Annotated in this window: 19 protein-coding genes and 1 pseudogene; 7 read left to right on the top strand and 13 right to left on the bottom strand. The window is 61.4% G+C overall.

Annotation, left to right across the window (positions count from 1 at the left end; all coding sequences use genetic code 11):
• Positions 1-15: 15 nt before the first annotated feature.
• Positions 16-1455 carry a cardiolipin synthase gene (gene cls / locus CRO59_RS26160; protein WP_097090251.1) on the top strand — a complete coding sequence of 480 codons (1440 nt, stop codon included), beginning with the start codon at positions 16-18 and terminating at the stop codon, positions 1453-1455.
• Between the two features lie 38 nt (positions 1456-1493).
• On the opposite strand, the gene cfaB is transcribed toward cls, so the two are convergent.
• From cfaB to hflK (CRO59_RS26135), 5 genes are all read right to left on the bottom strand, one after another.
• A complete protein-coding gene (gene cfaB / locus CRO59_RS26155; protein WP_027610322.1) occupies positions 1494-2681 on the bottom strand; it encodes a C17 cyclopropane fatty acid synthase CfaB in 1188 nt (395 codons plus the stop codon).
• Positions 2682-2892: 211 nt separating this feature from the next.
• Positions 2893-4800, bottom strand: coding sequence for a heavy metal translocating P-type ATPase (locus CRO59_RS26150; protein WP_097090250.1), 1908 nt, complete (start codon positions 4798-4800; stop codon positions 2893-2895).
• Positions 4797-5858, bottom strand: a complete 1062-nt coding sequence (hflK, locus tag CRO59_RS26145; protein ID WP_097090249.1) for a protease modulator HflK — start codon at positions 5856-5858, stop codon at positions 4797-4799. The genes CRO59_RS26150 and hflK (CRO59_RS26145) overlap by 4 nt, the downstream gene beginning before the upstream one ends.
• Positions 5855-6901, bottom strand: coding sequence for a protease modulator HflC (gene hflC, locus CRO59_RS26140; RefSeq protein WP_027610319.1), 1047 nt, complete (start codon positions 6899-6901; stop codon positions 5855-5857). The genes hflK (CRO59_RS26145) and hflC overlap by 4 nt, the downstream gene beginning before the upstream one ends.
• A complete protein-coding gene (hflK, locus tag CRO59_RS26135) occupies positions 6898-8862 on the bottom strand; it encodes a protease modulator HflK (RefSeq protein WP_097090248.1) in 1965 nt (654 codons plus the stop codon). The genes hflC and hflK (CRO59_RS26135) overlap by 4 nt, the downstream gene beginning before the upstream one ends.
• A gap of 210 nt (positions 8863-9072) precedes the next feature.
• Here hflK (CRO59_RS26135) and lpdA point away from each other — a divergent pair, with 210 nt between their 5' ends.
• Positions 9073-10473 carry a dihydrolipoyl dehydrogenase gene (lpdA, locus tag CRO59_RS26130; protein WP_097090247.1) on the top strand — a complete coding sequence of 467 codons (1401 nt, stop codon included), beginning with the start codon at positions 9073-9075 and terminating at the stop codon, positions 10471-10473.
• 157 nt (positions 10474-10630) lie between these two features.
• Here the strand turns inward: lpdA and CRO59_RS26125 are convergent, their stop codons facing one another.
• Positions 10631-11104, bottom strand: a complete 474-nt coding sequence (locus tag CRO59_RS26125; RefSeq protein ID WP_007960832.1) for an Lrp/AsnC family transcriptional regulator — start codon at positions 11102-11104, stop codon at positions 10631-10633.
• A 144-nt stretch (positions 11105-11248) separates the two neighbouring features.
• Here CRO59_RS26125 and CRO59_RS26120 point away from each other — a divergent pair, with 144 nt between their 5' ends.
• Positions 11249-11878 (top strand): LysE family translocator, encoded by a 630-nt coding sequence (locus CRO59_RS26120; protein ID WP_097090246.1) that lies wholly within the window; start codon positions 11249-11251, stop codon positions 11876-11878.
• Here CRO59_RS26120 and CRO59_RS26115 read toward each other — a convergent pair.
• The 6 genes from CRO59_RS26115 to CRO59_RS26090 are packed head-to-tail and all read right to left on the bottom strand — an operon-like array spanning position 11875 to position 20056.
• A complete protein-coding gene (locus tag CRO59_RS26115; protein WP_097090245.1) occupies positions 11875-14007 on the bottom strand; it encodes a hypothetical protein in 2133 nt (710 codons plus the stop codon). The genes CRO59_RS26120 and CRO59_RS26115 overlap by 4 nt on opposite strands.
• A complete protein-coding gene (locus CRO59_RS26110) occupies positions 13994-15187 on the bottom strand; it encodes a DUF3142 domain-containing protein (protein ID WP_097090244.1) in 1194 nt (397 codons plus the stop codon). The genes CRO59_RS26115 and CRO59_RS26110 overlap by 14 nt, the downstream gene beginning before the upstream one ends.
• A 48-nt stretch (positions 15188-15235) precedes the next feature.
• Positions 15236-16054, bottom strand: coding sequence for a class I SAM-dependent methyltransferase (locus tag CRO59_RS26105; protein WP_027610312.1), 819 nt, complete (start codon positions 16052-16054; stop codon positions 15236-15238).
• Positions 16048-17202, bottom strand: coding sequence for an acyltransferase (locus CRO59_RS26100; RefSeq protein WP_097090243.1), 1155 nt, complete (start codon positions 17200-17202; stop codon positions 16048-16050). The genes CRO59_RS26105 and CRO59_RS26100 overlap by 7 nt, the downstream gene beginning before the upstream one ends.
• Entirely contained in the window at positions 17199-18503 is a 1305-nt protein-coding gene (locus CRO59_RS26095; protein ID WP_097090242.1) for a glycosyltransferase, read from the bottom strand. Before CRO59_RS26095 ends, CRO59_RS26100 begins: the two co-directional genes overlap by 4 nt.
• Entirely contained in the window at positions 18497-20056 is a 1560-nt protein-coding gene (locus CRO59_RS26090; protein WP_256578494.1) for a glycosyltransferase, read from the bottom strand. The genes CRO59_RS26095 and CRO59_RS26090 overlap by 7 nt, the downstream gene beginning before the upstream one ends.
• On the opposite strand from CRO59_RS26090, the gene CRO59_RS28825 reads away from it, so the two are divergent.
• The 4 genes and pseudogenes from CRO59_RS28825 to CRO59_RS26075 all read left to right on the top strand — a co-directional run bounded on the left by CRO59_RS28825 (position 20055) and on the right by CRO59_RS26075 (position 22526).
• Positions 20055-20246: a hypothetical protein gene (locus CRO59_RS28825; RefSeq protein WP_177409059.1), complete on the top strand. Its 192-nt coding sequence runs from the start codon at positions 20055-20057 to the stop codon at positions 20244-20246. The genes CRO59_RS26090 and CRO59_RS28825 overlap by 2 nt on opposite strands.
• Before the next feature lie 236 nt (positions 20247-20482).
• Positions 20483-20818 (top strand): hypothetical protein, encoded by a 336-nt coding sequence (locus tag CRO59_RS26085; RefSeq protein WP_097090240.1) that lies wholly within the window; start codon positions 20483-20485, stop codon positions 20816-20818.
• A pseudogene (locus tag CRO59_RS26080) lies at positions 20818-20994 on the top strand (ABC transporter ATP-binding protein); the annotation flags it as partial. The gene CRO59_RS26085 and the pseudogene CRO59_RS26080, both read left to right, overlap by 1 nt.
• Before the next feature lie 83 nt (positions 20995-21077).
• Positions 21078-22526, top strand: a complete 1449-nt coding sequence (locus CRO59_RS26075) for a glycosyltransferase family 1 protein (RefSeq protein ID WP_097090239.1) — start codon at positions 21078-21080, stop codon at positions 22524-22526.
• Between the two features lie 19 nt (positions 22527-22545).
• Here the strand turns inward: CRO59_RS26075 and CRO59_RS26070 are convergent, their stop codons facing one another.
• A complete protein-coding gene (locus tag CRO59_RS26070) occupies positions 22546-24576 on the bottom strand; it encodes a pyridoxamine 5'-phosphate oxidase family protein (protein WP_027610300.1) in 2031 nt (676 codons plus the stop codon).
• Positions 24577-24629: the final 53 nt, after the last annotated feature.

Genomic DNA, 24629 nt, shown 5'->3' with positions numbered 1-24629 from the left:
GAGCAAGGCTGCCCCATGGATTATTTTGGACCGCACATTTTCGGTTATCTGATCGCCCTGATACATAGCCTCGGCTTGATCGCCGCCATCCATGCGGTGCTGACCGTACGCACCGCCCAAGGCTCGATCGCCTGGGCATTGTCGCTTATTTTCATTCCCTACCTGACCCTCATCCCTTATCTGGTTTTCGGCCGCAGCACCTTCGACGGCTATATCAAGGCGCGGCGTCAAGCCAACGAACAGATGCGTCAGGCGATCTCCGAGTTGAACTGGCGCCCGTGGGTTGAAGAAGCCCTCACCGCCCGCGCCTCGAAGGCCTACGCCTCGCTGCGCGCCATGCCCAAACTGGGACGCATGCCGTGCCTGGCGAACAACCAGGTGCAACTGCTGGTGAATGGCCACGCGACCTTCGAGGCGATCTTCCACGCCATCGATCAAGCGCGCGAAGCCGTACTGGTACAGTTTTTCATCATCCATGACGACCGCCTCGGTCAGCGCCTGCGCGATCTGTTGCTGAAGAAAGCGGCTGAGGGCGTGGCGATTCATCTGCTCTACGACCGGATCGGCAGCCACGCCCTGCCCCACAGTTATGTGCAGGCGCTGCGCGATGGCGGTGTCGAGGTCAAAGCCTTCGCCACACGCAGCGGCTGGCTCAATCGCTTCCAGGTGAATTTCCGCAACCACCGCAAAATAGTCGTGGTCGATGGCGTACTCGGCTTCGTCGGCGGGCATAACGTCGGCGATGAATACATGGGCGAGAAACCGCCCCTGGCGCCGTGGCGCGATACCCATGTTCAGGTGCGCGGGCCGGTGGTGGCCTGCATGCAGGAGTCGTTTGCCGAGGATTGGTTCTGGGCCGCGCGGACGTTGCCACCGCTGATCCTGCCAGACGTTTACCCGGAGGACGGCGTGCTCTGCCAGTTGCTGGCAAGCGGTCCGGCCGACGCCTACGAAACCTGTTCACTGTTCTTCGTCGAAGCCATCCACGCGGCGACGGAACGAGTGTGGATCACCAGCCCCTACTTCATTCCCGATGAAGCCGTGTTCGCCGCGTTGCGCCTGGCGGTGCTGCGCGGCGTCGACGTGCGCCTGCTGCTGCCCTCACGCCCTGATCACCGCATCGTCTACGCCGCGTCCAGCCTGTATGCGTTTGAAGCGGTGCGTGCCGGCGTGCGGGTATTCCGCTACGAGCCGGGGTTCCTGCATCAGAAAGTGGTGTTGATTGACAGCGAAATCAGCGCCATCGGCAGCGCCAATCTGGACAACCGCTCGTTCCGGCTGAATTTCGAAGTGATGCTGCTGACCGTCGACAGCAAGTTCGCCGCCCACGTGGAACAGATGCTCAACGAAGACTTCGAGCAGGCTTATGAAGTCGCCAAAGAAGAAAGCCGGGAGATCCACCGCCTGCAACAGCTCGGCATGCGGATCGCCCGGCTTATTTCACCGATTCTTTGACCGGCCGCTCGCTAGAACGAGCGAACGGTCGTCAGGCCTCAGGGGTGATAAATGTCGTCGCGGGTCCAGGGCAGTTCATGGCTGCCATCCGGATGCGCCTTCACCGCAAGAATCTGGTGCAGGTTGATCCAGCCACGCGCGAACGCGTAGGCACATCCAGCCAGATACAGCCGCCAGATACGCAACGCCTGATCCGGCACCAGTTTCCCGGCCGCTTCGAGGTTGTCCTCCAGGCGCTCGCTCCAATGGTCGAGTGTGCGCGCGTAGTGCAAACGCAGGCTTTCCACGTCGACGATCTCCAGTCCGGCTTCGCTGATCTCGGCCGAGATCATCGCCAGGTGCGGCAGCTCGCCGTTGGGGAACACGTATTTCTCGATGAAGTCGCCAGCACCGCGTCCCACGGGACGGCCATCGGTGTGTTTGGCGGTGATGCCGTGGTTCATCACCAGACCGCCCTCCTTCACCGCGCCGAACAGGACCTTGCAGTACTCGGCGAGGTTGGCGTGGCCGACGTGTTCGAACATGCCGACGCTGACTACCTTGTCGAAACGCCCGTCCTGCGGCAGATCGCGGTAGTCGAGCAATTGCAGCTCAACCTGATCTTCCAGGCCCTCGGCCTTGACCCGCTCTCGGGCCAGTTCCAGCTGTTCCTTGCTCAAGGTGATGCCGAACACTTTGGCGCCGAATTCACGCGCGGCGTAACGCGCCAGACCACCCCAGCCGCAACCGACATCCAGCAGATAATCACCGGGCTGCAAACGCAGTTTGCGACACAGATGTCGGAACTTGGCCTGCTGTGCCTGTTCCAGAGTTTCGCTGCCGGTTTCGAAATACGCGCAGGAATACGCCATGTCGCTGTCCAGCCACAGCTGATAGAACGCGTTGGACAGGTCATAGTGATAGGAAATGGCTTTGGCGTCGGTTTCCTTGTCGTGCACCGCACGCACTGGCTGCGCGCTTTCGTCTTCATCGAGCAAGGCGCTGCTCAATTCGTCGCAGACCCGGATGACCTCGCTGATCGAGCCCTCCAGTTCCAGCCTGCCTTCGACAAACGCCGCCCCCAGCGCGTCGAGACTCGGATGGGTGAACTGGGTGACCATCGTCGGGTCCTTGACCACAATGGTGACACTGGGCGTCGGCCCCAGGTTGAACTCATGGCCATCCCAGAGTCGCAAGCGAAGCGGAAGCTGCAGATTCTGTAAGGCCGGTGGAAGTTGCGCGAGCATGGAAAATCCCCCTTGTTTCAGACGTCAGATCTGAGGGTAGACCATCCTTGAAAAATAGCAGGCTATCGATTTAATTAGCCGAGACTATCGTTCCAGGCGCTCCTGCATGCCGTCATGCACCCACTACTGCTTTAGCCCAGGTAACGGCGTGAAGTGTGCGCCCTCTCCATAGATGACTGCCTATTCGGCGCACAGTTCGCTGAAACTCACTTCAGTGATCATCCTTGAGCTTGAGCAATGGCTCCTGAAACCGCAGCAGCCGTCCGGCATTGCCCAACACCAGCAGCGTGCTGAGGTTGTGCAGCAGCGCGGCGATCATCGCTCCGGCCGCGCCGAGCCAGCCGAATGCCGCAAACACCACGATCGCCAGCGTCCAGCCCAGACCGATGATCACGTTGACCTGCAAGGTTCGACGGCACTGACGACTCAGCCGCACACAGGTGCCCAGACGGCGCAGATCGCTGCCGATCAACACGATATCCGCCGAGGCCAGCGCGATGTCGGCACCGCCGGCGCCCATCGCCACACCCACCACCCCGGCCTTGAGCGCCAGCGAATCATTGATGCCGTCACCCACCACCATCGGCCGGAAACCGTTGTCGATTTCCTTGAGCACGCGGTTGAGCTTGTCCTCAGGCAGCGCCTGCGCTTCCACCTCTTGCAGGCCGACCTCGCGGGCCAGGGTCTGCGCAACACTCTGGCGGTCGCCGGTCAGCAGCAACTGGCGACCCAGCCCCAGTTCGCGCAATTCAGCGAGGGCAAAGCGCGCTTCCGGTTTGACGCTGTCGGCCAGCAACAGCCAGGCGACAAATTCGCCGTTCAGTGCCAATCCGGCAATCGGGCCGTCGTGCTCGGGAACGATGGTAGTGACGATACCCAGTTGCGCGAACAGTTCGGGACGCCCCAGCGCCGCCTCGCCCTGCGCGGTCATGGCGACCACCCCAAGACCCTGACGCTCGTGAATATCTGTTAGCGGCAGGCTCTGCTCTTGACTCACCAGCCCCGCCAACGCCCGGCTAACAGGATGACTGCTGGCCGCACCGAGACTGGCGGCCAGCGCCATCACCGAGGCCTGATCCAGACGCGGGCTGCTGATCGATTGCAAACGCAAGGTGCCGTAAGTCAGCGTGCCGGTCTTGTCGACCACCAGCGAGGTAAGGTCCGCCAACTCTTCAAGGAACGCCGAGCTGCGGATCAGAATACCGTGGCGCGCCGCCACCGCCACTCCGGCAATTGCCGTGGCCGGTGCCGACAGCACCAAAGCGCAAGGACATGCGGCTACCAGCACCGCGAGCATCGCTTGCGCGTCATGGGTGACAAACCACGTCACCGCCGCCAACAGCAATACCAGCACCATGTAGCTGCCAGCATAGCGTTCAAGCAGACGGGTGATCGGCGGCTTCGAACGCTCGGCGTTCTGCATCAGCGCGATGACTTTGCCCAGCGTCGATTGATCACCGGTGCGGGTCACCTCAATGCGCAGCAAGCCATCGAGGTTGATCGCGCCGCCAAACACCGTCATGCCCACTGCCGTTTCCACTGGCACCGACTCGCCGGTAATCGACGCCGTGTCGAGGCTGGCTTGGCCGAACAACACCCGACCATCCGCGGGCACACGATCCCCGGCGCGCACCTCGACCGTGTCACCGGGTTGGAGGGTGCCGTTGTCGACTTCAATGATCGAGCCGTCCGCTTGAATCTTGCGGGCGTGGCTGCGGGTCAATTGGCCGAGAGCGTGAATCGCTTCCTGCGAACCGATCACGCTGCGCTCTTCCAGCACGTGGCCGAAGATCATGATGATCGGCAGCAACGCGGCGGTCAGCAGATCGCCAGTCGCCCACGCACCGAGCATCGCCAAAGCAATCAGTTGATCGGTGATGCCGTGCAGGCTCGGATAACGCAAGCTGTACCACGCCGAGCGCATCACCGGCACCGCCACCAATAGAGAAGCGAAACCCAGCAGCAACTGACTGACACCGGTTTGCTCCGGTAACAGCCAGCGCCAGAGCAGACCGAGGCCGAGCAAGCCAAGGGCGAGCATCGCCAGGGTCAATTGCCGCGCGGCGCGGCGCTGTTCGGCCGAGGACAACAGGCTCGGTGCAGCGGTGGTCGCAGTCATTTACTGGCTCCCTGAATGATCAGGCGGGAATCGTCTTTCGGATCGACCGTGGTCACCGAACCGGCCTGACCAAGAATTTTCGGCATGCGTTCGCGGTACAGCCGCAGGAGCATCTGCGGGTCGGTGCCCTGTTGTTGCGCCTTGGCCAGGCTCATTACCGTGGCAGTGTCGGCAGAGGCTTTTGCCAGCCGTTCGCCGGCCTGAGCATGGGCCACTTGCAGAGTACGGTCGGCTTGTTCGTTGGCGGTTTGGGTGAGTTTTTCCGCCTCGGTGCGTGCATTGGCGACGGCTTTGTCGGCCTGCTGACTGGCGGTCAACACCGCGTTAAAGGCACTGACCGCCGGATCCGGCAGACTCGACTGCACGTCGACCCGCGCCACTTCGATGCCGATGCCCTGCCCACTCGCCTTCAACTCAGCCAGACGCTGGTTGATGCCTTGCACCAGATCACCGCGCAGACGCTCGCGTCGTTCGGCGGCCTGATTATCGGCACCGATCAACTCGGGCCGAGCGACCAGAATCGTATCCAGATCCCGAGCAGCGGTCAGGGCCACAGCGCTGCGGGTGACCAGCCGATCCAGTGCTGGCAGCACATGATCACCCTGCAGCACGAAGTCATAGGGATCGCTGACTTTGTAAAACACCCGCACATCCAGTTGCACCACGCCGGCGTCGCCGGTCAGTAAATAGCCGGAACCGGCCAGTGCATCGCTCAGTGGCGTGGCGAAGGTTGCTACACGATCAGCCTTGATCGCCTCACTGCTACGCAGCAGGTTTTCCACTCGGCGCTCGATGACCCGATCCGCCGCCGGCAGCAAAACCACCTGCTCGAACGGCTGCGGCCAGGCCAGCAACAGCCCGGCATTCTGGACGCGTTGCAGTGCGCCAAAGTGCAAGACAACCGCGCGATTTTGCGGATCAATCTGCCGCACATTGGAAAACGCCCAGGCTAACGCTGCCAATACCGTCACCGCATATAAGGCGAAAAACGCCAGACGTCCGGCCTGAATCCACGGACTGCTCAACGAATGTGTTCCACGTGGAACTTCATCACTCATGGCTGCGATCCGGATTTGTTTTCAACAGTCGGCGGGCCGTCCACCAGCACGCGGAATGGCGCGGCGTCGGTGCGCAGGATCAGCTTGGTGTCCGGCGTAACGATGGTGCCAAGGGTATCGAGTGAGCGCAGCAGGTTGTACAGCTGCGGCGAGCCAGCATAGGCACGGCCGTAGATTTGCGCGGCTTCGACCCGCGACTGTGCTTCGATTTCTGCGGCCTTCACCGTGGCATCGGCCTGGACAATTCGCGCATCGCGCTCGGCCGCAGAACGGATCTGCGCGGCTTCTCGCTTGCCGATGGCGGTGCGTTCGGTGGCGATTGTTTCACGCTCGGCGCGCATCCGATCAACCGTGGCCGTGAGCGTGACCGAAGGCAAGGTCAGGCGTTCGATGCCCACCTGAACCACACGCACGCCGTAGGTGGCCAGCAACTGCTGGTCGATCTGCTGACGCAGTTGCGCTTCGAAATCGGCGATACGCACTTTGCTGGCATCGGTATTCACCAGATCCGCCAGGTCGAAACTGCTGGCGGTGGTTTCCAGCGCCGAACCAACAAAGGTGCGAATCTGCCGCGCCGCTTCGTCCGGCTGGTTCTGCACCGCGCGCATGAAACGCTGCACATTGTCCGGGTCGCCCTGCACCTGCCACGCCACGTAGGCCTGAACGATGATGCGCAAACCGTCGCGGGTGCCGACATCCTGCAAACCACTCGAGGTGGTACGCAGGCGCAGATCCACCGGGATCGCCGCTTCGAACGGCGCCGGCCAGCGCCAGCTCAAACCCGGCTCAAGCAGCACCCGCGACGGATTACCGAAACGGGTGATGACGGTGGCCTCGCCCGAGCGCACCTGAACCAGGCTTGCCGCCGCGATGGCAAACCCCACCAGCAACAGCGCCCAGCCCATGCGCCGCCACGGGAGCGGCCCCGCCTCTTCCGGCGCTCCGTGGTGATGGTGATGATGCCCATGATGATGGTGATGCCCGGCGTGGCCATGATCGTGGCCGCTGTGGTCATGGGAATCGTGAGAGTGCGACTGGCTCAAGGGGCAACTCCTGGTTGAGCGGTGGTGCGCGCAGGCGTCGGATCAGCCGGCAGCGTAAACGTACGCAGATCGATGGTCGGCGCATTGCTGCTGCCGCCTAAACGGTGGTCGAGTACCAACAATTTGGCCTTGTTCAGACCCATGCTGAGCTGATTCAGATATTGCTCAAGCACGAACGCCTGGCCAGCGCTGGAATAGGCTTTCTGCTCAGCCTTGAATTTCAGATCCGCCGCCTGCGCGGTGGCGTTGATTTCACGGGCGCTGGCACTCGCCTGATCGCGGGCCAGGCTGGCCTGCAACTGCGCCTGATTACTGGCTTCTGCCGCAGCGCCGCGTTCACGGGAGATCAACGCCTGCGCGCCGATCTGTGCTGCTTGCACGCTGTGATAAGCATTAGCCGCACCGGCTGGCGGGTGAATCGCTTCGACCACGGTGGCGAGAATCTCCACACCGCTGTCGAGTTTCTGTAGATCACCTTGCACTGCGCGGCCGATTTCTTCGCCCAGCCCTACCCGGTCAGCGCCGAGCAAACCGTCGAGGGTGCGCGAGGCAAAATCGTGCACCAGAATCCGGCTCGCGGTGCTGCGAATCAGCGTCGGCACATCAGCGTTGTTGTAAGTGGCGGCCAAGGCATCCTGATCACGCAGACCAATGCGATAAACGAAGCGCACGTCCATGTTGACGATCTGAAAGCTCTGCTGATCGCCACGGCTGCTGGCGATCACCTGGGATTTGTCATTGACGTGGCTGGCATCCCACAAGCGGTTGGCGGTCATCGGCGCCGGGCCTTCGGCGGGGTCAGCCTGTGTCGGCGCCGGAGCATCGCCGACGCTGGTTGCCAACTCGTGCACCACGCCGTTCTCGACGCTTAATACACGGCCCAACGGCCACGGCAGACCGGCGTGCAATCCCGGACCGAACACTTGCACCGGCTTGCCGAAGCGCTCGTAGATACCGCGCCCTTGCAGCGGGATTTCGTGGACTCCGGTCAGCAGCCAACCGACCGCAGCAACCAGCGCCAAAACTGGCAGAAAGGCCCGGCGCATGTAGCTGAACGCCCAGATCTGGCGCAGATCGATGCCGAACCGGTTGTGCAATTCGTGCTGCAAGGCGAGCAACGGCTGCGGTGGCCAACGCAGCATATCGGCAACAAAACTGCGCGCCAGCAGGGTCGGTTCGAGCTGTTCGCGTCGAGGGCTGAACACCGACAGAACTGCGCGCAATAGCAACTCGATCGCGACCACTCCCGGCAAGATCCCGATCAATACCGCAAGCCGCACTGGCCACACCGAAGCGTCGCTGGCGAACAGCAGGCACAACGCGCCCAGTACGAGACTGATGATCGCCACTCGCGCCAGTTGCGCGAGGGACCCGGCTTCCGGCCATTGCGCTGGACTCTCCTGAGCCAGTTGCCGCTCCAGCACCAGCAAGCCGAAACCCAACAGCAACATCAGCGCCGCGCCCACCGTGGCCGACAACCCGACCGCAGCGGCAGGCAATGCCAGATTCCACACCTGCCCGACGGCGAGCACCACCAGTACTGACCAGCCGCCCAGCCACAACGTGGCCGCACCAATCTGACCGAGCAGGTGCAGGCCGCACTGACTCAACCGCTCCAGCAGCCGTTCGTACCAGCCATCCGGCGCTACTGGCTCCAGCTCCTCGGTCAGCGCCACCGATACCGGCGGGTCAATCACCCCTGCACGCCATTGCGTCACCCACCACGCCGACTGCAAGCCGGCGACCAACACCAGCAAAGCCGCGCCCAAATTCACCAACAAGGCCGGCCATATCGATTGCGCGGCAAACAGCTCGACAAACAACGCCAGCAGCCACCCTGCCCCGGCCAATCCGCCGAGGCCGATGGCCAGACGACGCAAGCGTCGCCCTTGCGCGGACGCTTGTTGAAAGCGCGGCAACCCGGTCACTTGCGTGCCATCGACATCCAGATCGACTTGCATATCACCCCAAAGCCATTGATTCACCGGTCTTATCGTTACGATATAACGAAAAGCGTGAAATATTCGTACACAAATTCGCTTATCTAAAGATGCGCAACCTGTCGCTTGCCTGAAGCCTTGACCGAAATGTCCGGAAACGCACATATTACGTTCGTAATTTTATCCACCGACTACTTTTAGCGATCCGCATCCCCAACGAGGAACAACAGCATGAGCAACTACGACGTGGTCATTCTGGGCGGCGGCCCCGGTGGTTATAACGCAGCGATCCGCGCCGGCCAGCTGGGCCTGAAGGCAGCCTGCGTGGAAGGCCGCGCCACCCTCGGCGGCACCTGCCTGAACGTCGGTTGCATGCCGTCGAAGGCCTTGCTGCATGCTTCGGAGCTGTACGACGCGGCCATGGGTGCGGAATTCGCCAACCTCGGCATCGAGGTCAAACCCACGCTCAACCTCGCGCAAATGATGAAACAGAAAGACGAAAGCGTGAGCGGCCTGACCAAAGGCATCGAGTTTCTGTTTCGCAAAAACAAGGTCGACTGGATCAAAGGCTGGGGTCACATCGACGGCCCGGGCAAAGTCACGGTAACCGACGATCAGGGCAACAAGACCGAGCTGAGCGCCAAGGACATCATCATCGCCACCGGCTCCGAACCCACGCCCCTGCCCGGCGTCGAGATCGACAATCAGCGCGTCCTCGACTCCACCGGCGCGCTGTCGCTGAGCGAAGTACCCAAGCATCTGGTGGTGATCGGCGCGGGGGTGATCGGCCTGGAACTGGGCTCGGTCTGGCGGCGTCTCGGCGCCCAGGTGACCGTGGTCGAATACCTCGACCGCATCTGCCCCGGTGTCGATGGCGAGGCCGGCAAAACCCTGCAGCGTGCGCTGAGCAAGCAAGGCATCAGCTTCAAATTGAGCTCGAAGGTCACCAGCGCCACCCCCTCGATCAACGGTGTGCAGCTCAGCGTCGAACCCGCCGCCGGTGGCAGCGCCGAGTTACTGGAAGCCGACTACGTGCTGGTCGCGATCGGCCGGCGCCCGTACACCAAAGGCCTGGGCCTGGAGAACGTCGGCCTGAGCACCGACAAACGCGGCATGCTCGCCAACCGCCAGCACCGTACCGAGGCAACCGGCGTGTGGGTGATCGGCGACGTGACATCCGGCCCGATGCTTGCACATAAGGCCGAAGACGAAGCGATGGCCTGCGTGGAACAGATCGTCGGCAAGGCCGGCGAGGTCAACTACGAGCTGATCCCCAACGTCATCTACACTCGGCCGGAGCTGGCCAGCGTCGGCAAGACCGAAGAGCAGCTCAAGGCTGAAGGGCGCACCTATAAAGTCGGTAAATTCCCGTTCACCGCCAACAGCCGGGCCAAGATCAACCATGAGACCGAAGGCTTCGCCAAAGTCCTCGCCGACGAACGCACGGACGAGATCCTCGGCGTGCACCTGGTCGGCCCGAGCGTCAGTGAAATGATCGGTGAATACTGCGTGGCCATGGAGTTCAGTGCGTCTGCCGAAGATATCGCGCTGACTTGCCATCCGCACCCGACCCGCTCGGAGGCGCTGCGTCAGGCGGCGATGAATGTCGAGGGGATGGCGACGCAGATGTAGATGGTCACCCGAACCCTGTGGGAGCTGGCTTGCCAGCGATGGCGTCAGTCCTTTAACCGTTGCGGTCGCTGACACACCGCTATCGCTGGCAAGCCAGCTCCCACAGTTGACCGTGTTCCTGCTGGAGGATTGCGGTCGAATGTGGGAGCAACCCGCTCTACAGCGGAAGATGCCCCAACGGCAACGCCCCCGGCGTCTTCACCGTGTGAATCGCAAAGTTGCTGCGAATGTCACTCACCCCCGGCAGCTTCAGCAGGCAGCCGCTGAGAAAGCGGTCGTATGCGCGCAGGTCCGGCACCACCACCTGCAACAGAAAGTCCGATTCGCCCGACACCAGAAACGCCGAGATCACCTCCGGCAGGGCGGTGACTGCCGCGTAAAAGGCTTCGGCCTGCTCATCGTTGTGGCGCTCGACCTTGACCCCGACAAACACCGTCAGCCCCAGTCCCACTTCATCGCGATCGAGGTTGGCCTGGTAGCCACGAATCACCCCGGCCTCCTCCAGCATCCGCACCCGGCGCAAGCAAGGTGACGCCGACAGGCCGATCTCGTCCGCCAGCTCGACATTGCTCAACCGTCCGTTGCGCTGCAAGGCAGCGAGAATCTTGCGATCAAAAGCGTCGAGTTTCATCTTTGGCAGATCCTGCTGGTCAAGGCACAAAAAGAAAGCAGGTTATGCCAATCCCAAGGGTTTTTGAAGCTGACTTCGCAAGCACCTGCCCCGCCCTTGCGCCATAGACTTTGCTCACCGAATCGATAACGAAAGGGCTGCGACATGACGAGTTTCTGGCTGTTTTTTCTGGCATTGGCGGTGGTCTTCCTGTTGCCCGGCCCGGACATGATTCTGTTGCTGCAAACCGGTGCCCGCCAGGGTCGCGGTGCGGCGCTGGCAACCGCCGTTGGCTTGGCGATCGCCCGGGGCTGTCACGTGGCATTGGCGGCATTGGGTCTGGCGGCGCTGTTCAAGGCGGCGCCGTGGACGTTTGATCTGGTGCGCCTGGCCGGTGCGGCGTACCTGCTGTGGATCGGCATTCAATGCCTGCGCAGCAGCCTGCTGCCGAACCTGAATACGGCTGCCGTAACTGACACCCAAGGACAATGGCGCGAGGCGATTCGCCGTGGCCTGCTGACCAATCTGCTCAATCCCAAGGCCTTGCTGTTCTGCTCGGTGCTGTTGCCACAATTCATCGTCAATGACGGCGCAGCAGTGCTGACCCAGTTTGCCACCCTCGGCGCGTTGCTGGTGGGCATCGGGCTGCTGTTCGACAGTGCCTATGCCCTGACCGGCGCGGCGCTGGGCCGTTGGCTGCAACACAGTCCAACCGCCCAACGCGTTCAGCAATGGCTGTTCGGCAGCCTGCTGATCGGCTTCGCCGTACGCCTGACGTTTATCCAGCAGGCCTAGGGTTTGCGGGACTTGCGCCGACGACTGAACAACACCAGCACGCCAGCACTGATTAACAGCAGGACACCGACCACCGGCCACTTGTACGGACGCAACGAATTGCGCACAGCGTCGGTCACTTGGGTGACGTAACGCTTGTCGGCGTTTTCGAAATCCGGATAGGGGCACTGATTACCGAAGTCCACCGCCCACGGCACGTACGGGCCTTCATTGACGTAGCGTCGATACAGCGCGCTCTGCTCTTCCAGGCTGCTGTTGAAACCCGCAGCGTTACACAACACCGCCGCAAACGCCTGACTGGTGTGCGGCAAATTATCCGCGGCCCGACTGGCCAGCGCGGTGGCGACAAAACGGTAGTGATAACGCTCATCCGGCTGCGCTTCACTGGCCTTCTGGCGCTGCACTTCAGCCTCGGCCACCAGCGGCCCGACCTTCAGCTCGGTGTTTTCCAGGCTGTAGTTGCCGCCAAACGTGGCGTAGTCCGGCGCCATCTCGTAGCCGAGAATGTCCATGCCCCATTCACGCGCGGTCCACGCCGCGTTGTACAAGGCACTGGCGCGTTTGCTCGGCCACCACGCAGCGTCAGCCTTCATCCGTTGCTCGCCGTACAGACGGGCCTTGTGCTGCAGATCGGGATTGTCGAAATAGCCGACCGCTTCCTCGTAATGCCCTTCACGCAGCAAGCGTCGCCCCAGCAGATTGCGCAGGCTGGCGGCGACCGGCAGCGGCACGTAGTTGTCGCGCTGCTGCTGGGTCAGCGCTGGGGGCGCCGGCACGTTGTCATCGACGTAGCGTTTGAGCTCATCGACCGTCAGCACGCGCTCGGCCACTGTCGCTGCGTCGAACCAATAGATGCTGTTGCTGCGATACAGCTGCACGAACGCTTGCAGGTATTCGCCACGTTGCAGCGCCAGAATCGCACTTTCGCCCTCGACCCGGCATTTCGGCTGGACGGTTTCGAAGTCCCAGTCAGGGGTGCGCCGGTAACCCCAATCTTCGCTCTGCGGGAACGCCTGCGCGGCTTTGGCATAGGCGGCAGCCGCGGCATTTTTATCGCCGTCACGTACTGCCAGCTTGGCCCGCAGCCACCACGCCAGTCCGCCGTCACCGGCGTTTTCAAGGAAGGCCTTGGCGCTGGCGTAATCACCCTGTTGATAGTTCATCGCCGCCAGCCGATCGGCGTTTTCCAGGCTGCCACGGGTGCTGTCCTGCAGCAGCTTGATCAGTTTCTTCTCATTCGGCGGTTGCTCGTCGAATGACCAACCCATGCGGCTGATCAACGAAGCGGTAACCAGTTGCTGCACGGCTTTGCGCTCCAGCAACTTGGCCAGTTGCGGCTCGGGCAGTTCGGCCAGCTCATTCATCAGTTGTTTCAGCGAGGTGTAACCCACGGCCGAACCGTGCAGGTTCTGCGCTTCATACAGTTCGATGGCGCCGTTCCAGTCGCCGGCGTTGCGCAGCACCCGCGCCTCTTCACCGAGGCTGGCCACACCGAGTTCCAGCGGATCACTGAAGCCATCGATGCTCAGTTGTCGAGCCTGACGGAAGGCCCCACGTGCGTCCTCCAGCACTTCGATGACATCGCCCGCCTCGGCACTCGTGGCAAACCAGGCACGGCCCAGGGAATAAGCCGCCCAGGTGCTGCGCAGCGAGCGCTGATCGGCCGGCAGTGCCAGCACTTTGTTGAAGTATTCGATCGCCAGCGGATGATCGCCAGTGGCAAACGCCACCGCGCCGGCCACGTACAAACGGATTTCCGCCGGCAGACTGGCGCCCTGCGCCTCGACCTGACGCGCATCGGTCAGGCCACGCAGTTGCTTGACCAGCGCCTGTTGTTCGGCGCTCAGACCGACCTGCTCGGCTTTTTCGCGCAGCGCAGCAGGCTCGCTTGCGTCGCCGTACATGTCGTCGGGATTGTGCGTCGCAGCGGTGACGTTCTTCAGCCCGGCAATGGTCTTGCCGAGGCGGCTGATCTCGAAGTTGAAGTTGCCCTCCGGCAAATCGGCCAGGGTTTGCCCGCGATTGTCGAGCAGGCGCATCGGGAAGTCCGGGCCGCAGGCCAACGCCGAACCCAGCGGCAGGCTGAGGCTCAGGCAGAGCAGATGGCGGGGCCAGTTACGGGTCAACATGCGAACCTCCTTGATCAATAAATGCACAGCGCGCCCAACCGATGGCGCGTTGTCCACCCGCCGGCAAACGACCGTCGCGCAGGCGGGTGAAGGTAAGCAGATCCGCGCTCTGTTGCAACGAGTAACCGGCGAGCGCATCGGCGCCTTCGCAAGCGCTGGCCTTGACGATGATGCGCGTGGGCCAGGCACTGTCGAGGTTTCCGACATTGCGCAGGGCGATGTCCTGCAGGCCAGCGTGGTCGCTGAACGCCAGACCGAGTTGGCTGCTCAACGCATCGCCGCGGGCCACGGCGCGCAACGTGGTCAGGCTCCAGGCGCGGCGATCATTGGCCAGCGGCAGGCGAAACCAGATCAGCCCGGCCAGATGTTCCGGCGGGTCCTCGCGCAGCGCTTTTGCAAGTCGGCTCAGTTGCAACGGATCGGCGAGCAGTTCCCGGCGTTGCCCATCACGTTCGATCGGTACTTCGCTTTCCACCACCGGGGCACCGTCGGCATCCGGCAGCAGCGCCACGCCATAGGCCGGCAACGCCAGATAGAACGGTTTGCTGCTGATTTTGCCCCAGGCGCTGGCCCAGCGCCGAGCCTGCTCGGGGTCGAACAAGCCGCGTCGCGGATCGCTGACGGCGTGCACCTGCAGCACGCTGCTGTCGACTGTGGCCAACAACGCCGGCAGCTGTGAACTGCCGAGCCACGCCGGCAGCGCGGTGATGCTCAGCGGCAACGATGCGGGCAACGCGGAACGCAGATGTGTGAGGAACTCGGTGTATTCCGGCAGACGCGCATTACCCGCGTCATGATCGATCTCGACGCCACTCAGGGTCAGTCCCTGCGCCTGCCAGTCGGCGACAACCTGAAGAATCTGCGCCGTGACCTGCGACTGATCCAGACTTTTGAGCTGACCGTCGAGACGAATCACCGCGATCAGAGGCCGGCCATCGTGCTTGAGCAACGGCGCATCGATCCGCGCCCGAAGCCAGCCGTCACTGGGGAATGCCTGCAAGGCCAACACGCGCAGGGTCGAAAAGTCGCTGCGGCTGTCTTTCAGCGCGAGCTCATGGGCGGACGTCCATTGGCGTTGCCAGACGTAGAGTTGCTGATCGAGTGGCGCTGCGTCCTGTCGTTCACAAGCACAGAGCAACAACACCGCCAGCATGGCCGACAACCCGACGATAACGCGCATACCTTGCAGATCCCTGAGACATCAGGCTGCAAGGGTACACAAAAGCACTCAGGGCTTGCGGGCAATGATCACCTGACTCTTCGCCACCACCGCGTCCAGCGCCTGCTTGATCTGTGCACCACGGGGCGAATCGAGCACCGCTTGCCAGGTATTGGCCCAATGCTCGAGCAACGGGTGATCGGGGTTACTGAATTCGACCTTGGCTTCCCAGAACAACAGCATCCACATCGACCAGTAAAAGCCGTATTGACTGTGGCTGATGATCTCCAGCCCGGCGTCACTGACCATCGCCTTGAACTGCTCTTCGCTGATGATGCGAATGTGGTTGGGTTTCTGGAAATAATCCGGCGAGGCAATGTCTTTCTGCAAATCTTCCGAGCTGGGATGCGGCACGCTCAGCAGGTACAGCGCTCCCGGCTTGCCGACCCGTACCAGTTCGGCGAGAAATTGCGCCGGATCGTCGACATGCTCGATGACTTCGGTGGAGACCACGCGGGTGGCGGTGGCATCGGCAATCGGCAGCGGGTTGCAGTCGGTCACGTGGCATTCGACGCTGCGTGCCGGGGTATCGCTCAGACGCTGGCGGGTGGCCTCGACTTTGGCCGCGTCGATGTCGGCAATGATGATCTTCGCCCCGCGCATGCCGCAGAAATGCACATTACCGCCGTCGCCACAGCCGACATCGAGCAACGTGTCATCGGCGCTCACCCGAAAGCCTGTGAACAGCTCGTCGGTCTCCTGATTGAACCAGCCACTGAGCTTTGCGTCGTACAGGCCGAGCATGTACGGATCAACCTTGTCGGCGGCAGATGGCACAGCAACCGGTGCGGGAGACGTTGCCGTGAGTTTCTTCAAAAGGCTCAGCATGAGGTAGCTCCAGAGGATGGGACGGCGGTTCGCGACGTACCGAGGCGGCGCACCAGCGCGGCGCCGCGATTGCGCATCGGCATTTCGATGAATCGGTAATTCAATTCGCTGAGCAGCGCGATCAGACCGCCGGCGATCAGCACCGTGAGAATCGGGTGCCCGGCCGGACTGGGCAGCCCCGCGTCCTGCAAGCGGAAGATCAATTCACGGACCAGCAGATAGGCCGGAATATGGATCACGTAGATGCCGTAGGAACGGCTGCCGATCCACGCCATCAGCTGTTGCAACCTTCCGCGCGGCAGCAGGTAATCGCGGTTGTACGAGGCAATCCACACCAGCAGCGCGCTGAGCATGGCGATCGAGCCGATGCGGTAAGAGGCGAACGTGAAGCGGTCGGTGGCCATGTAACTCAGCAGCAACGCCAGCACAATCAGTACCGAAACGCCGGCCCACGGCCGCCGCAGGAACCTCGGTTCCCAACGGGAATAACCCGGCTGCGCGCTCCACATCGCCAGCAATACGCCGAGGGCCAGGGCATCGGTGCGCACCACCATCAGCAAGGGGGTGCGCAACGTGAACAGTTGCACCGCGACCAGCGCCAGCAATACCCAGCCCAGATGTCGGCGACACACGACAATCAGCAGCGGGAACAGCAAGTAGAACTGCTCCTCCAGTGCCAGGCTCCAGTAGACGAAACTGCTGCCGTATTCGTACTGAAAGAAACTGTCGGCAAAACGGAAATTGGCGTACTGCAACACCCCGGCCAGCGTTGCCTGCAGGTTGGCGTGCAGCGTGCCGAACGCACCTGAGCGATTGAGCAAGACACAGGCCAGCAACATCAGCGCCAGCCACAGCCAGGCCGAGGGCAACAAACGAAAGGCCCGGCGCAGCCAGAAATTGCGTGTCTGCTCCCAGCACTGCCGACGGCTCGTGCAGCCTTGCAGCACGGGGATCAGGCTGCGGGCGATGACAAATCCGGAAATCGCAAAAAACAGGTCAACGCCCCACCAGGACTGCGCCCAATGGTGGACTGTTTGCAGCAGCGGCACGGTGTCGGTGAACAGGCTGCCCTGCAGGTGATGAAACAGCACACCGAGCACCGCGATCGCGCGCAGTACCTCGATGTCCATGATCCGCTTGCTGTTCATGCCCCGCGCATCTCGGGGTCTGAGGCGAACCGGCGTTCGAACAACTGCCTCAGAAACACCTGCAACCGCTGCTCGGCCACTGCCTGACTGCAGAAATCCTGCAGGCTGCTCACCGCCTGAGCGGCCATCTGTGCATAACGTTGCGGATCGTCTTTGGCGACCGCATAGCTGGCGCGATAGGCCGTGCACAACGACGTCCAGTTAGTCACATAACGCAGGGTGCGGAAGGCCTTGCGCGGGTCATGCGGCCAGGCCGTGAGCTCGTCGGTGGAGTCGATCAGAAAGGCGTTGTCGGCACTCAGGTAATCGATCATTGCCGTCGTACGCGGCGCCACCGCCGGTTTGCCGCAGGACATGAATTCCATCAACGGCAGGCACTGGCCCTCGCCGTAGGACGTGTTGACCACATAGCGGGTCGCCTGCACCAGGCGCTCATAATCGGCGTCCGCGAGGTAGCCGTAGATCAGCACGATCCGGCAGCGGTAGGACTGATTCTTGTACAGGTGGTGGAGGATGTCGCTCAGCGCTTCTTCGGCATCGTGGTGCGTCAGTTTCAGCACGAGCGTTGCGTCCTCGACCTCGCGGAACGTCACGCAGAATGCACTGAGCATGTCCTCCCAGTTCTTGCGCCCATCGCCGGGATTGAACACTGAGGTGTAGACCACGCCGTCGAGCAGCAACTCCTGCTCCCTGACCGGCGCATGGAAATCGAGTCCCTTGCCCGTGCGCAAAGGCCGGGGGGCGAATGCGTTCAAGTCAAGTTTGCGACTGTCGGCCACCAATCCCTTGATCTTCAACCGTACCGGTCCATTCGGTGACTGGCCCTGCAACGGCGCACCGCGGGCGGCAAAGCGATCCCATACCGGCGCAGGCACCGCGACGATCGGGTAATCGCTGTCCATTGCGTCGCGCACCGCGTTAACGGTGTAGCTGGAATGGGTGATCGCCGCTCCGCAAGCCTGCAGCACCGTGCGCCAGTCGTTGCGCGGCTCACCGGCAAACGGCTCATTGGGGATGGTGCTGAACTCCCACGCAAACACCGGCAAAGTCGGACACATCAGGTGTACCGGCGTGCGATGGGGCGGCGAGAACGACAGGAAGACGCACGGCTCGCCACTGGCGCGGCATTCCTCGTAAAGCGCGTCGACTTCGGTCAGCGGATCGGCCACTTCCACCACGCGTCCGAGACGCTCGAGTACCGGGCGATATTCCTTGAGCACGAAGTAATAGCTGTACTCCGAGCGCCCCAGATTCTGTGCAATGGTGTGCTGGTTGGTTTCCGAATGAATGATGATCAGCATGAGGCGTTTTCCGTCACTGACGCAGCATTGGCGGGATGCGGTGCAAGCCCGAAAAATTCCGCCATGCGCGTTTGCACGGGGGCAAAAGCGCAGTAGTCATGCATGCGCTCGACCGCTGCCACCGACATCTGCCGGTACCGCTCCGGCTGGTCTTTGGCCATGCGGTAGCTGTCCTCGTAGGCTTGTTTCAGCGAAGCCCAATCCGGGCGGTGGCGCAGGGTGCGGTAAATCAGCCGCGAGTCCTGCGGCCAGATGGCGGGTTCTTCGCTGGACTTGATCACGAAGGCGACGCTGTCGTCGATGTAGTCTTCCATGGCCGTGTGGTCCGGGGCGATTACCGGTTTGCCACTGGACATGAACTCCATCAACGGCAGACACAGGCCCTCACAGCGCGAGGCGTTGACGTAGTAACTGGCAGAGGCGTAAAGCCGGGTGTACTGGGCGTCATCCAGATAACCGTGCAACACCACCACCCTGCAGGCAAAGGGTGAGAGCTGCGCCAACAGGGTCATTAATTCGCTGTAGTAAGACGCGAGGTCGTTCTGGGTGATTTTCAACACCAGCGTCGCATCGGCCGTTTCCCGAAACGCCCAGCAAAACGCGGTGATCAGTTGATGCCAGTTCTTGCGGCCATCTTTGGGGTTGAACACGGTGACGTAGACCACACCGTCGACCGTGGTGTCGACCACCGACGTGGTGTCCGGCAGATCCAGCGGCGGCGGTTCGACCACTGCCACCGCCTGTGGACCGGCGATACTCGGCAGCTGTCGCTCCAGCCAGGCATGCGCCCTGCGTGAGAAAAGATCACGCAGTCCCTCCCAATACCAGTGATGCAGAAACTTCACCCGCGGCTGTTGCTGTTCGCGGCCTGCATCCAGGCGCCACTGGCGCAGGTAGTGCCGGGCGATGACCAGGCGCCGTTTGAAGGTCAGCGGAGGAGGTCGCTGTGCCTCGATCGCGGCCAGTTGCTCGGCGGTCAGTGGTTTGGGCAGCAGGTCATCGGCTGAGAGCGCCAGCGTACGGCTGTCGAAAATGCAGCCCTTGATCGCCAGCGGCGTGCCTGGATTGACCGGCGCCGGAACTTGCTGCTGACGAATCGCCGCAAAGTTCTCCCACAACGGTGTCGGCAAAACCAGTACCGGAAAGTCCTCGCCCAGCGCCCGGCGAATCGCCCGGGCAGTATGGCTGGACAGAGTAATCACCCGCCCTTGTCGGGCCAGCATCTGCGTCCAGTCGTGGCGCGGATCGTTGTCCCAGATCTCGTCCGGGATCGAATCGAACTCCCAGGCAACCACACACAGGGTCGGACACTCAAGATCGGTCGGCGTATTTTGCGGCGGGGTGAAAGAGAGAAACAGCATGTCTTCGCCCGCCTCGCGCAATTGGCGAAAGAGCGGATCAACCTCGGCGATGGCGGACACCACATGCACCCGCCCAAGGCTTTCCAGCACTGGGCGATAAGCCTTGAGCACGAAGTAGTAACTGTATTCGGGACGCCCGAGACTCTGGCTGATGGAACGGTCGTTGACGTCCGAGTAAAGAATGAAGTTCATGGCATCCCACGATGAAGCCGCCATCCCGGCTGCTTCAATCCATGACGGCGAAGCGCTGAATCGTGGTCGGCATGCCGACACTCGTCCTGCATCTTCCAGCCCGTCTTTGTTCTTGTTTTTAGTGGTCGGTTTTACCTTATGGCGCGGCAATCCTGGTGAACCTGGAAAATCGCGACGAAGCGCATTCTAAACACATCCGACGAACGTTCGTGAACCTCCGGAACAGAATAAATGTGTCTACGCTGATGAGAACTGACCGGTCACGGTTTGGAGTGTTGAAATTACTTTGTAATTGGCACAGATTGGTAACAAACAACTACAACAACTATTTCGCCTGTCGTCTTGTCGATTTTTTCCTACGATCCGACAGACCTTCCCTTAAAGCCTGCAGGAAGTGGCGAAAGTAAAAGACCAAGGGGTCGCTGTTTGAAAAATCGTCTGTTCGTCACGGATTTTCATGGATCCGCGGGACAACATATCCGGACACCCCCGCTGGGAGTTGACGCGGATTGGGAGCTGCTGAACGCGGCTTCTACATACCACCGCATGACACCGGACAGTCTTGCCCTGCCGCAGCCACAAGACAGAGGCGCAACCGTCGCCATTGGCGCGATTCCACCAGTAGCCGTTTTCAAATTCACGTTCCCCGGCGTATCCGTCGTTCAGGCCTACAAGCCTCTCATCGCTGACTTACGAAAAACCCTCGTGCAACTCCCGCCCGCACCTGTTGTGAATGCGAGCGACATGGTGGAGGGCGTCTGATGGGGCATGTGCGTGTGACAGGCCTGGGCAAGGTCTACAAGCAATACCCCTCGCGCTGGAGCCATCTGGGCGAATGGTTGGTCCCGTATGCTTCGCGGCGTCACTACCAACATTGGGCGCTGCAAGACATCACCTTCAATATCGCTCCCGGTGACGCAGTAGGCATCACCGGTATCGAAGACTTCGTCGGTTGCTCGTGGCTGAGTGCCAAGACATCGATTACCCGCAGCGCCGAATTGGCGAATACGGAGCGCGCTCTATGACCCGATTAATGGTGGAATGTACCCATGTATTCAACCACCCGAAACTCAATTCGGGGATTCAACGGGTGGTGCGAAACGTCATCAATCAGTTGCCTCCGAATGCCCAAGGCTTCGAGTGCATTCCGGTAGTGCTGCTCAACGGCAAACTTTACCAGGTTCTTCATCTTGCCCCCTTCACCACACCGGTGTTGAATTCTCTCGCTGCATTCGGTGATCGGCTGGAGCGCCTGTCGCATCGTTTCTGGCAATGGCAGCAACGACTCGGCGCCAAGTGCACCTCGCAATTGGCGAAAAAACTGATTTATTTTTCTTATCGTTTGACCGCCTTCGGCACATTCGGCGTTTCCTTGCGGGTTTTCAGAAAAGTAAGCCGCTTCCAACTGCTGAAACGTTGTGCACCGCTGCGCCATCAGCCAGGCGATCAGTTGGTGTTGCTCGACTCATCTTGGCATTCAGATATTTTTCCTCACGTCGAACAACTCAAACATGAGGGTGTCGGTGTAATCGCGGTGATCTACGATCTGATTCCTGTGACTCATCCGCACTTCTACGAGGCGCGCCCAGCGCAGGTGTTCAGTGAGTGGTTCGACTGGATCGTCCGCACCGCTGATGGCTATATCGCGATTTCTGCCACCGTGCGTGACGAAGTACGTTCAGAAGTGCAACGCCGGATCGGGAAAGTACAAACCGAAAAACGTTGGTTCGATTACTTTTACCTGGGGGCGGAGCTGGATCTGCACAGCGAGAACGTAAGCGTTGACCCTTGCCTGCAACGAATTTTTAACTCCCCTGAGCCTGTGTTTCTGATGGTCAGTACCATCGAGCCGCGCAAGAATCATGCTTACTTGTTGGATGCTTTCGACCGCGCATGGGCAAGTGGCTCGAATGCAAAACTGTGCATCGCAGGACATGTAGGCTGGAAGTCTGACGAACTATCCAATCGAATACGCAATCATCCAGAGTTGAATCAGCGTCTGTTCATGTTCAACAACCTGAGTGACACCAGCCTTGAATATGCCTACGCGCATGCCAGCTCCCTGGTGTTTCCTTCTTTCGTGGAAGGTTTCGGTCTGCCACTTGTAGAGGCAATGAAACGCGGGCTGCCGGTCATGGGGAGTGATATTGCAGTGTTCCGTGAAATCGGGCGCGATTTCATGGCCTACTTTGATTTGAATAATCCTCAAAGCCTGGCTGACCTGATCGACAAATTCGAACGCAGCGGAAAATTCCCGGCAACTCGCAATGTCGGCGAATGGAGTTGGATCGGCTGGCGCGAGGCGAGTTTGCAATTGGTCGAACACAGCGCAAGAAATGTCAGGACAGCAATGGCGCGAGATGTCGAGAGTTTTGAGGACACGAGTGAACCCGTACGTACAACCACCTCAAAGCCCGAAACCACAAGGTTACGCACACCTACGTCAATCAGTTCATCGCCCCATTGGTGAACCCGTTACATCACGAAGCTTAAAGATCCAGCACCAACAACTGCTCACTCTGCGCCGGCACCGCGCAACAAATCAGCACCTGCCCCGCTTCCGGCAGGTCTGCCGGGGGCTGTGGATAATTCACCGCGCCACTGACCAGACGTGTCTTGCAGGTGCCGCACGAACCTCCCCGGCAACTGAACTCGGGGCGCAGGCCACGGCTTTCTGCGAGCTCCAGCAGACTGCCGCCGTCCGGCTGCCAGCGCGCCTCTTTGGCAGAACGCTCGAACATCACCGGCACTGACGTGATGGCGGCCGGTGGTTGCTCGATGACCGCCGCATCCGGGTCCGGCTGGCGCTTGAGCGTCGACGGGCCGAAGGTCTCGGCATGGATCCGCGCGTCGCGAATGTCCAGCTCGCGCAGACTGTCGTAGACACTTTGGGTAAAAGCGCCGGGGCCACAGACGGCAAAATCGATCTGGTCGTAATCCTCGACCTCCAGCAAATCGCGCAGCAGTGCCCCATCAATGCGCCCATGGCGGTCGAAATCTTCGCCCTCGTGCACATCGGCTTCCGGCTGGCTGAGCAGGCGAATCACCCGTACCGCGTCGCCAGCACTTTCCAGCAAGCGATCGAGTTCCTCGCGAAACGGCTGATCGGCCAGGCTGCGAGAACTCTGCAGCAACCACGTCGGCCGGATCCTGCGGGTGCGCAGGCCTTGATACACCACCTCGCGCAGCATCGACAGCAACGGCGTGATGCCAACCCCCGCCGCCAGCAGCACCAGCGGCCGGTGTTCCAGCGGTGCCACCGTGAAGTGCCCCTGTGGCGCCCGTGCCTCAAGAACATCGCCGACCCGGATCTGCTGGTGCAAATGGCCTGAAACCAGGCCCTCGCGTTTCACACTGATGCGCAGGAAATCATCCGATGGCGCACTCGACAGGCTATAAGTGCGAATATGCGTTTCACCATCCAGAGTGAAGCGCAACGGCAGATGCTGGCCAGCCTGAAACACCGGCATCCCTGCGCCATCGTCCGGTTGCAGATAGATCGAGCGGATGTGCTGGCTCTCCCTTTCGATGCGGGTCACCCGCAGCGGCCGCCAGCGGTCACCCAGCGCTTTGGCCTGCAAGCGTGCATCGGCCTGGGCCCAGGTGCCGGTCAGCAGACTGGTGGGCGACATGCCGTCGAAGCGCCAGCGCAGGGCCAGTGCCGCCGGGCGCCGCACCAGTCTCTCTACCTCGAATGTCCAGAGGCGCTCGGCGCCTTGGAACGCTTCGATCTGCGGCCCGTCGAGGATGATTTCGGTCCGCCCGCTCAGTTGCAGCACATCGCCTGTGGAAAAGTCGATGAACAGCAGGCCGGCCTTGGGATTGAGCAGCAGGTTGCCGAGCGTGTTGAAGTGCAGGTTGCCGGCAAAATCCGGGATGGTCAGACGATTACCTTCAACCCGGACAAACCCGGCCTGCCCGCCACGATGGGAAACATCCACCGCACGTTGTCCGTCCACATCGACGTAACTGGCGACAAAGAAGGTATCGGCGCCTTCGATCATGGCTCTGGCTGCGTCATCAAGACCGTCGTCGTGCTGCGCTGGCCGCGTCTGCGGATCGCTCAGCGGCACGCGCTGGAACTGGCGCAGTTGAATGTATTGCGGACAGTTGCCGAAAGCCTGATCCACGCTCACCTCGAAACCCTGCACGGTCAGATTGTCGACATGACCGTTGAGGCGATTGCGGCGGCGGGTATGCAACTCAATGCCGAGCAACCCGATCGGCTCGCCATTGCGCAATTGCGCCGGATCATCGGCAGCGGGTTGGCTGGCGAAATGCAGATGCTCGGGATCAGGCGAATGCGCAAACCCCGGCGCGCCTTCGATCACGCTGGCCCATGGGCGCCCGTCAGCATCGACCGCGCCGTACAGCATGAACGGTAACTGCTCATAAAAGGCGCGGTGCTGATCTGGCATCCAGTCGCGAATCACTTTTCGACCGAAGGCCTCCATGCGCTCGGCAACGCCGACATGGGCCTGCAGTTGTTGCTCGCCAGCGTGCCACGGTGAACGTTCCATCACGCATCTCCCCGCGCCGCCGGCGCATTGTGGTTAACTCGATCAGATCGGGC

Source organism: Pseudomonas sp. LAMO17WK12:I5 (genome assembly GCF_900215165.1).
Lineage (GTDB): Bacteria > Pseudomonadota > Gammaproteobacteria > Pseudomonadales > Pseudomonadaceae > Aquipseudomonas > Aquipseudomonas putida_A.
Note: the sequence above shows the minus strand (reverse complement) of the source record. Positions and strands in the feature narration are given on the sequence as shown.